General features: G+C 73.3%; 7 protein-coding genes and 1 pseudogene. 3 read left to right on the forward strand and 5 right to left on the reverse strand.

Going from position 1 to position 8,850, the window contains the following annotated elements; translation table 11 throughout:
* The 4 genes and pseudogenes from BGM09_RS25780 to BGM09_RS25795 form a co-directional block, all read right to left on the reverse strand.
* Positions 1-753 (reverse strand): annotated as a pseudogene (locus BGM09_RS25780) (hypothetical protein); the annotation flags it as partial.
* Positions 750-1,304, reverse strand: coding sequence for a sigma-70 family RNA polymerase sigma factor (locus tag BGM09_RS25785; RefSeq protein WP_188284095.1), 555 nt, complete (start codon positions 1,302-1,304; stop codon positions 750-752). The pseudogene BGM09_RS25780 and the gene BGM09_RS25785, both read right to left, overlap by 4 nt.
* Positions 1,305-1,649: 345 nt before the next feature.
* Complete coding sequence (locus tag BGM09_RS25790; RefSeq protein ID WP_188284096.1) at positions 1,650-3,308, reverse strand: FG-GAP-like repeat-containing protein; 1,659 nt, start codon at positions 3,306-3,308, stop codon at positions 1,650-1,652.
* Positions 3,309-3,637: 329 nt separating this feature from the next.
* Positions 3,638-5,215 carry a PP2C family protein-serine/threonine phosphatase gene (locus BGM09_RS25795; protein ID WP_411158368.1) on the reverse strand — a complete coding sequence of 526 codons (1,578 nt, stop codon included), beginning with the start codon at positions 5,213-5,215 and terminating at the stop codon, positions 3,638-3,640.
* A 159-nt stretch (positions 5,216-5,374) separates the two neighbouring features.
* On the opposite strand from BGM09_RS25795, the gene BGM09_RS25800 reads away from it, so the two are divergent.
* From BGM09_RS25800 to BGM09_RS25810, 3 genes are all read left to right on the forward strand, one after another.
* Positions 5,375-6,115 (forward strand): SAM-dependent methyltransferase, encoded by a 741-nt coding sequence (locus tag BGM09_RS25800; protein WP_223187604.1) that lies wholly within the window; start codon positions 5,375-5,377, stop codon positions 6,113-6,115.
* Positions 6,116-6,236: 121 nt separating this feature from the next.
* Positions 6,237-6,764, forward strand: a complete 528-nt coding sequence (locus BGM09_RS25805; RefSeq protein ID WP_223187605.1) for an NUDIX hydrolase family protein — start codon at positions 6,237-6,239, stop codon at positions 6,762-6,764.
* Between the two features lie 117 nt (positions 6,765-6,881).
* Positions 6,882-7,253, forward strand: coding sequence for a hypothetical protein (locus BGM09_RS25810; RefSeq protein WP_188284099.1), 372 nt, complete (start codon positions 6,882-6,884; stop codon positions 7,251-7,253).
* A gap of 31 nt (positions 7,254-7,284) precedes the next feature.
* Here BGM09_RS25810 and BGM09_RS25815 read toward each other — a convergent pair whose 3' ends face one another.
* Positions 7,285-8,574 carry a hypothetical protein gene (locus tag BGM09_RS25815; protein WP_223187603.1) on the reverse strand — a complete coding sequence of 430 codons (1,290 nt, stop codon included), beginning with the start codon at positions 8,572-8,574 and terminating at the stop codon, positions 7,285-7,287.
* Positions 8,575-8,850 lie beyond the last annotated feature (276 nt).

Consider the following 8,850-nt stretch of genomic DNA (forward strand, 5'->3'; position numbering starts at 1 on the left):
GTCGGCGACGGTGACGGCGCCGGGCGGCAGCCGCCGGTCGAGCTGGGCGGCGAGCGCGTGGACGAGCGGGCGGGCGACGCGTTCGTCGCCGTCCAGCGAGGTGACCGGCGCGCCCGAGGCGAGGTCGAGGAAGACCGCGCGGCCCCCTTCGACGCCGACGGCGGCGATCAGTACGGGCGGTGCGACCGGCTCCTGCTCCCAGCCGGCGCTGTCCCCGAGGGCCAACCCGCCCGCGAGTCCGACGGGTTGGAGGTCGTGCCACTCCTCGTACGCGCTCCACCACACGCGCGGGTCGCGGTCGTCGGCGACCCACGGCGGCGGCGGTTCGGGGACGTCCCGGCCCGCGACGAGGACGCCGACGAGGCCGTCGTCGGTTCCGTCGCCGACCAGCACGCCGTACGGGCGGCAGCGGTCGGGGGCGGCGGCGTGGGCGGCGCGCAGCGCGCGCTCCCCGGTCCGCCAGACGCCGGGGTCGTCCAAGAGCCGTCCCAGCAGCCGGAGTTGCCGCCGGTAGCGGACCCATCCGCGCAGCGGCGCGGTGAAGGCGTTCGCGGTGAGGCGGCTCTCGCGGCGCACCCAGCGGCGTACCACGCGCCATCCGCCGATCCGGCGGACCGACCGGTTGGTGAGCACCAGCACCGCGATGACCAGGCCGAGGGCGCCCAGCACCGTGCAGATGGCGCCCCGGTGGTCGGTGAACACCTGGAGGGGCCCGCCCGCCAGATCGACGACGGCCGGTTGCGGACGGGTCATGCGGCCGTCTCCTCGTTCTCCAGCACACCCAGCTCGCGGCGCAGCGAGCGGATCGCGTGGTGGGTACGGGACTTGACGGTCCCGCGGGGTATCCCGAGGACGTCGGCGACCTCTTCGCTGCCACGTCCGTAGATGTGCACGTGCACCAGTACCTCGTGGTGCGCGTAGGGCAGTCGCCGCATGGCCTGTTGCAGCCACCGCCGGTCCACCACGCGGTCGGCGAGGTCGTCCCAGTCGGCGGTGTCGGGGCGGACGTCGGCCGCGCTGCCGACGGGTATCGCGCGGTCCTTGCGCCAGGTGTCGACCGCCAGATTGTGCGCGATCCTGAACAGCCAGGGCCTGATCGGCCTGTCCTGCCAGTCCAGTTGATCGGCCCTCAGCCACGCCCGCAGCAGCGTCTCCTGCACGACGTCCTCGGCGTGCCGCAGGTCGGGGGCGAGCAGCTTCGCCACGTACCGCAGCAGCGCCTCGCGTTCGCCGCGCAGCCGTGCGGCGGCCAGTTCACCGCCCGCGACGGAAGGTCCGGTTAAGCCGCTCACCTCGCCGGACATCTCACCGCCTGACAGTGCGTCAGGAAAATCCTGTGTCGGTTTCACCACAGTTCCCTTTCTGCCTGCCAGCTCTCCCGATCACAGTAGGCGGCCGGTCGTCACCGTCCGAGAACCCCTGATGAACACCGCGCAACAACCACATGACTCCCATCCGAATCAGCTGACCCGACGGAAGCGGCCCGCGGAACCCCCTCTGAACAGGCAGGAGTTCGCGGGCCCGCGAGCCCGGCGCGGGCCGCGCGAAGGCTCGGCGCCGAGGCCGGACGTGTACGGCCGCGCGGCCGTACACGCGAGGCCGTACACGGACGGCCGTACACGCACGGCCGTACGGCCTCGGGCGCGTGGTCAGCCGATGACCGGGCCGGTGGCGACGCGGCCGATGTTGTTCCAGGAGCCGTGGCCGTCGCCGCCCTGCCAGACGTAGACGGTGGCGGCGTGGGTGGTGTTGTCGCCGAGGATGTAGTCGGCGTTGCCGTCACCGGTGAAGTCGGCCAGGGAGACCCGGCCGGCGTCGGTGGTCACGCCGGTGGCGACCTGGCCGACGTTGATCCAGCCGCCGCGCCCGTCCCCGCCCCGGTTCAGCCAGATCGAGACGTCGCCGCCGGTGCCGATCAGGACGTACTCGGCCCTGCCGTCGCCGTCGAAGTCCGCGAACCGCACCCGGCCGGCGTCCGCCGTCCGGCCGGTGGCCACCTGCCCGAGCAGCGCCCAGCCGCCGTGCCCGTCGCCGCCCCGGTTCAGCCACGCGGAGATCTCGCCGCCCGCGCCGATCAGGACGTAGTCGGTCTTCCCGTCGCCGTCGAAGTCGGCGAAGCGGACGTGGCTGGCGTCCGCCGTCCGTCCCGTGGCGATCTGGCCGAGCGGGGCCCAGCCGCCGCGCCCGTCCCCGCCGCGATTGAGCCAGACGGAGATCTCGCCGCCGTCGCCGATGAGGATGTAGTCGGTCCTGCCGTCGCCGTCGAAGTCCGCGAACCGCACCCGGTCGGCGTCGCCGGTCCGTCCGGTGGCGACCTGGCCGAGCGGGGCCCAGCCGCCGTGGCCGTCGCCGCCCCGGTTGAGCCAGACGGAGACGGCGCCGGTGGAGGCGATGGTGAGGTAGTCGGCGCGGCCGTCGCCGTCGAAGTCCCCCCAGCGCACCCTGCCGGTGGTGCCGGACTCGGTCGCCGCGTCCAACTGCCGCTCCCCCGGCGTCCATCCGCCGGTGAAGGCGCTGGTGAGCGCCGGGAAGAACGCCTGCGCCATCCGCTGGTAGCCCGCGTCGTCAGGGTGCAGGCCGTCGGTGAACTCGGCCGGGGTCAGCGCGGGCGGGTCCACGTAACGGAATTTGTGCCCGGCCGCGGTCTCAGTGGCCTGGAGCTGCTTGGCCGCCGTGTTGTAAGCGGCCACCTGCGTACCGAGGTTGGGCGTGGTCGGGATGAGGCCGAGCATGATGACGCCGGTGCCGGGGCGGTCGGCGTAGACGCGGTCGACCAGGTCGGCCAGCCGGGCCGGGGCGTTGGCCACATCGATGCCGCGATTGAGGTCGTTGATGCCGATGTGCAGCAGCACCAGGTCGGGGTGGGCGGCGGTCAGCCAGCCGTCGATGCCGTCGCGGATCTGCGAGATCACGTATCCGCCGTGGCCCTCGTTGGACTGGTCCGCGAGCGTCCCCGAGGTCTGCGAGCCGACGAACTGCACGGTGTACGCGGACTGTTGCGACACCAGATTCGCCAGCGGCGCCCGGTACGAGGACGTGGTCGCGCTGCCGGAGCCGTACGTGATCGAGTCGCCCAAGGGCATCACCCGGAGCTGCGGCACGGGCGTCTGCGCGGCCACCGTCCCGCCGGGCACCAGCGCCAGCAGCACCGCACCGACTGCGGCCAGCGCGGCGGCGGACGCGCGCCGCGCGCGGGAGGTACGGAACGCGGGGGCGGCCGGGGGGTGCGAGGGGCGCTCGGAAGGCTCCGGACGCCCGGACCTTCCCCCATGTCCGGGAAGCCTGTTGAGCCTGCGAAGGACGGTCATGACGCTCTCCTCTTGAAGCACGGATGACAGCGTTGTCAGTGCAGGGGCGCGGAGCGACGTCCCGCACAGCAGTGAGCCAGATCACCATGCACACGTCAATGGCGCGTCGGTGTGCCGCGGTTTTCCGGCCACGGCCGAAAGCGGGTACGCCCGAGGGCGCGTACGCGCGGCGGGCCTTCGCGCTCCGTCCGGGAGGCGCCCCGCCGAGCACGCGCCCGCGCGCCCGTCCCGGTGTCAGCCTGTCGGCACGACCGCCGCAAGCGCCTCACGGAGTTCGGCCGCGTGCCAGGCGCCGTCAGGCGGACGCCCCTTCACGCGACGCTTGCGGCCTACCCCGGTGTCAGCGCCGCCAGCAGGACCGTGCGGTCGTCCGTGGTGGCGTCGGCGGGCGGGTCGCGGAGGAGGGTGTCGCAGAGGGACTGCAACTGCTCCTGGCCGACGTCGACTTCGGCCAGTGCGGCGGCCTCGGCGGCGGCGCGGGCAGTAGCGCGGGCGGCGGCGCCGCCAACGGGGTCCGCGCCGGGGCCGGTTGGGGCGCCGTCCACACCGTCGACACCGTTTCCCGGGCCGCCAGGCGCCCGTTCGCCGATGCCGTGGTCGAGGGAGCGGGCGAGCCGGGCGATACCGGCGTCGATGTCGGAGCGGCGGCTCTCGATCAGGCCGTCGCTGTAGAGCAGCAGCAGCGTGGGCTGGTGGATCTCCAGCACCGAGGGCTCGGCGCTCCAGGCGCTGAGCCCCAGCGGAAGTCCGGCGCCGAGCGGGACGGGGCGGGCGGCCTCGCCCGGTGCGCGGATCAACGGCGGCGGGTGGCCCGCGCCGACGACGGTGCAGGTGTGCTGTTCCGCGTCCCACTCGGCGTACACGCAGGTGGCGAAGGAGGCGTCGGGGGTGTCGGCGGCGAGGGCGTCGAGCCGGTGCAGAAGTTCGCGCGGGTCGGTGTCCAGCGCGGCCAACGTCCTTGCGGCGGTGCGCAGTTGGATCATCGCGACGGCGGCTTCCGGGCCGTGTCCCATGGCGTCGCCGACGATCAGGCCGACCCGGCCGCCGGGCCTGGGCAGCACGTCGAACCAGTCGCCGCCGATGATGTCGTGCGGGCCCGCGGGCCGGTAGTCGTGGGCGACGCGGCAGCCCTCGAAGGTCCGGTCGGTGTCGGGCAGCATGCTCCTGCGGATGGCCAGCGCGGTACGGCGCTCGTGCTCGTATCTGCGGGCGTTGTCCAGGGCGACCGCGGCCCGCGCGGCCAGCGACTCGACGCCCGCCATGTCCTCCAGGCCGAACGGCGGCAGGTGCGGGCCGCGGGTGCAGGCGATGAAGCCGATCACGGCGCTCTGCAGACGTATCGGCACCACGAGGAAGGACGTGGTGCGCAACAGATCGTGGACGCGGGCGTCGCCGCGTCCCGAGGCGGCGAGCCGGTCGAAGGTGTGGGTGTCGACCGCGTCGAGCAGTTGGGCGTGGCCGGTGGCGAGCGCGCGGGCGTACGGGGTCTGGCGCGGGAAGACCAGCACCTCGTCGATCGGCAGGACGCCTTCGGTGCCCTCGGCCGCCGCCGCGCCCAACCGCAGCGCGAGCCGCCTCGCCTCGATCTGCGGCGGATCGGCGGACGTCCCCGCGCTCTCGTCGACGAGCCAGCGCTCCAGCAGATAGACGGAGGCGGCGTCGCAGAATCCGGGCGCCATCGCGTGGACGACATGGTTTCCGGTCATATGCAGATCGAGCGCGGAACCGATGACATCGGCCGCGGGACCGACCGCCAGCCGCCCGCGGCGCGGGGGCGGCGGCTTCTCGCGGAACGCGGAAGCGGCCCCCGGCGCGTCCTTGAGGGCGCTGTCCTTGGGCTGTTCGTGCGCTTCGTGTCGCAGGGTCGTGCCTTCCGCCGAGCGGTTGCGGCGGGCGGCCGAAACCACCCGGTGGCGACGTACGCACCCCGCAGCGCCCCGTCACCAGGATTCTATGATGACCGTTCAAGAGGCGGCCGTCGAAAGGGACTTGTGGTGACCGGACGCAAAGAGGTCCCGGAGGGCGTGGATCCGGCCAAGGCGAGCGTGGCGCGGATCTACGACGCGATGCTCGGCGGGGAGCACAACTTCGCCATAGACCGGGAGGCGTTGGCCGCCTTCACCGCCATCGACCCGCAAGTGCGGGCGCTGGCGCGGGCGAACCGGGCCTTCCTGGGCCGGGCGGTGCGCTATCTGGTCGACGCGGGCGTCCGCCAGTTCGTCGACCTGGGCTCCGGCATCCCCACGCAGGGCAACGTCCACGAGGTCGCGCAGTCGATCGCGCCGGGCACGCGGGTGATCTACGTGGACAACGATCCGGTGGCCGTCGCGCACAGCGCGTCGCTGCTCGCGGACAATCCGGACGCCGACATCGTGAGCGCGGACATCCGGCGGCCCGACGACGTACTGAACTCGCCGCAGCTACGGAAGCTGATCGACTTCGATCAGCCGGTCGCCGTCCTGATGATCACGATCCTGCACTTCATCACGCACGCGGAGGACCCCGAGGGGCTGGTCGCCGCCTACCGCGACGGGCTGCCCGAGGGGAGCTGGCTCGCGCTGAGCCACGCGACCGACCAGGACCGCCCCGGCACCGCCGCCGCCGTCGGCCAGCTCTACCGGTCGAAGGCCACCTCCCCGGTCACCGCCCGCTCCCACGACCAGATCGCCGCGCTCTTCACCGGCTTCGGCCTGGTCCCGCCGGGACTGGTCTACGTCCCCCTGTGGCGCCCGGATCCGGCCGACGAGATCCCGGACAATCCCTCGGAGTTCTGGGTCTACGCGGGCCTGGGCCGCAAGAGCGGCTAGGGCGGCGGATCGCGGTGGGCGCGGCAACCGCGCAGGTCCGGACAGCGGACCGCGCGGGTCCGGTTCAGCTCCCGGGCCTGTGCTCGGGCGGGTGGCGACGTACGATCAGCGGATGGCTGACATGACCGAAACCACGCCCGGCTGGCTGGCTCCCGACGAACTGGAGCTGACGCGCGCACGTATGCCGATCCTGTATGTCGACGCCGTGCCGGTGCGGGTGGACGACAGCGGGGAAGTCACGCACATCGGACTGCTGCTGCGCATCGGGCCCGACGGGACGATCAGCCGCACGCTGGTGTCGGGCCGGGTGCTGCACCACGAGCGGGTGCGCGACGCGCTGCTGCGGCATCTGGAGAAGGACCTCGGCCCGGTGGCGCTGCCCCGGATCCCGTCCTCCCCGCAGCCGTTCACCGTCGCCGAGTTCTTCCCGACCGAGGGCGTCACCGCGTACCACGACCCCCGGCAGCACGCGGTGTCCCTCGCCTACGTCGTACCGGTCGCGGGCGACTGCCGCCCGCGCCAGGACGCGCTCGACCTGGTCTGGTTCACCCCGCGGGAGGCGTCCTCGCCGCAGCTCCAGCAGGAGATGCCGGGCGGTCGCGGTGTCCTGCTCAGGCAGGCCCTGGCGAGCGTGGGCTGCCTGTCCTGACGGTCAGGTCACGGCCCGCCGCCCTGTCATCTGTCAGGAGCGGCGGGCCGTCCCCCTTTCCTACGGTGCTGGTGGCGGCCTTGAAGGGCCGCTTCCGCGAGGGAGTGGGAGAGCGACATGGGCAAGGTCATGCGGGGCGTGGCGGCGCTGGCACTTTCGGTGGCGGCCGTCGGGACGGTCGGCGCGACGCAGGCCGACGCGGCGGGCGGCACGGTCCACGGCTGCCCGTACGGCGCCGTCTGCATCTACCCGAACGACACGGACTGGGGCAACGACCACCCCAGCTTCGTCTACTGGAGCTACGGCGCCCACAACCTGAGCAATCAGTACGGGTGGCACGACGTGCTCAACAACCAGTCCGGCGGCGCCCGAGCGAGGCTGTGGACGGGCTACAACGGCACCGGACAGGTCGTCGACGACCTGGTGGCGGGCGGCGCCTGGCACTACGACCTCGGACCGGTCAACTCCATCACCCTGGACCGCCCCTGACGGTCCGTCAGCGATCTGCCCGACTCGCCGGTCAGCAGTCGGGCACGCCCGGCAGCTTGTTGTCCGGCGAGTTGAGGTAGATGTTGGTCATGTAGCCGCCGTACTGCGGGAGATACGCCCACCAGTCGTTCGTGTACGGCGGCGCCGACACCGTGTCGCCCTGCTTCTGGCAGGAGACGAGGGTCTCGACACCGGACGGCAGACTGGTCAGCACGGCAGAGCCCGTCGTGGTGCCCGCCCTGACGTGGACGCCGCTGCCCCAGGTGCCGAACCAGCTTCCCGGCCGCACGGCGCCGCCGGGCACGTTCAGGGTCCGCACCAGCCGGTCGAGGCTGGTGTACGCGGCCCCGAAGGACGTGCCGTGCGGCTGGAGGGTGAAGACGGCCACGATCGTACGGTCGCCCGCGCCGACCGTCCCCGTGGTGTGCAGCGCGACCTGGTCGATGTCCACGGAGGCCGGGGCGGCGGTGCCGTGCGGGGCGGTTGGGGCTGCCTGGGGCCTGGACGCGGCGGCCGTGGTTCTGGAGGCGGCGGCCGTCGTGTTCGCGCAGTCGCCCGACGCGCCGAAGCCTGACCAGCCCTGCTTGACCGCCCACGGCTGCGCGAAGACGGTCGGGATGCCGAACCGCTGGTCGAAGCCGTCCGCGCCGCACCTGGTGGACTGGCGCAGATCGCCCGTCACCAGGTCCCGTACCGGCGCAGGGGCGCTCTCCAGCACATAGCGGTAGATCTTCACGGTGTCGGCGGCGGACAGCGCGGTGTAGCCCCAGGTGCCGGGGTACGCGGCGGGCGGCGGCGCGGTGTCGGTGAGGCCGAGCCGGGTCACCATGCGCGTGACGATGGCGCTGCCGCCGTCCCGCACCCACAGATCGCTGGCCACGTCGTCGTCGCTGCTGCGCAGCATCGCGTCGAGCCGCGTGTGGTCGGCGGGGACGCCGCCGGTCCACATATTGTCGAGGGCGATGAGCAGCTTGACGACCGAGGCGGAGCGGAACTGCGCGTCGGCGTTGAGCTGTTCGGTGAACGTGCCGGTCTGCCGGTCGAAGACGGCGACACCCGCGGTGACGCCGGGCGGCACGGTGACGGCGGGCGCGGCCGGGCGCGTACCGGAGGCCGTACCGGACGACGTACCGGCGGGTGCGCCCGGCGCGTACGTGTCGGTGTACGGGTGCGACCGGCCGCTCGGCGCCGCTTGATCCTGTGCCCGCGCCTGCGCCTGTGCTTGTGCTTGTGCTTGTGGGGCCACGGCGCCGAGCAGCGCGGCGGCCGTCGCGGCGAGCCCGGCCGCCCAGGCGGTCCTCCTGCGGACGGATGTCGTCATCCTGTTCCCCGTTCCTGACGGCCTGCCCGTCGCAGACCGGACAAGATCACCCTAGGAGCGGGCCCGGTCCGTCCGCTCCTGACAGGTGACAGGGGTCGCCCGTACGGCGGCAGTGCGCGGCACGGGCGAACGGCCGGTCGTGCCGGACGGGTTACGTCCCTTTCGCGGCGGGTCCGGGGACGGGGGCCGCGGGTTCCTCGCGGTCCTCAGGACCGGGGCCGGCCAGCGGGGCGGCGGGCGGGGCCGCCGGCGGGATGAGGGCCCTCGGCGCGTCGC

Source organism: Streptomyces sp. CBMA29, from assembly GCF_014596445.1.
Classification (GTDB): domain Bacteria; phylum Actinomycetota; class Actinomycetes; order Streptomycetales; family Streptomycetaceae; genus Actinacidiphila.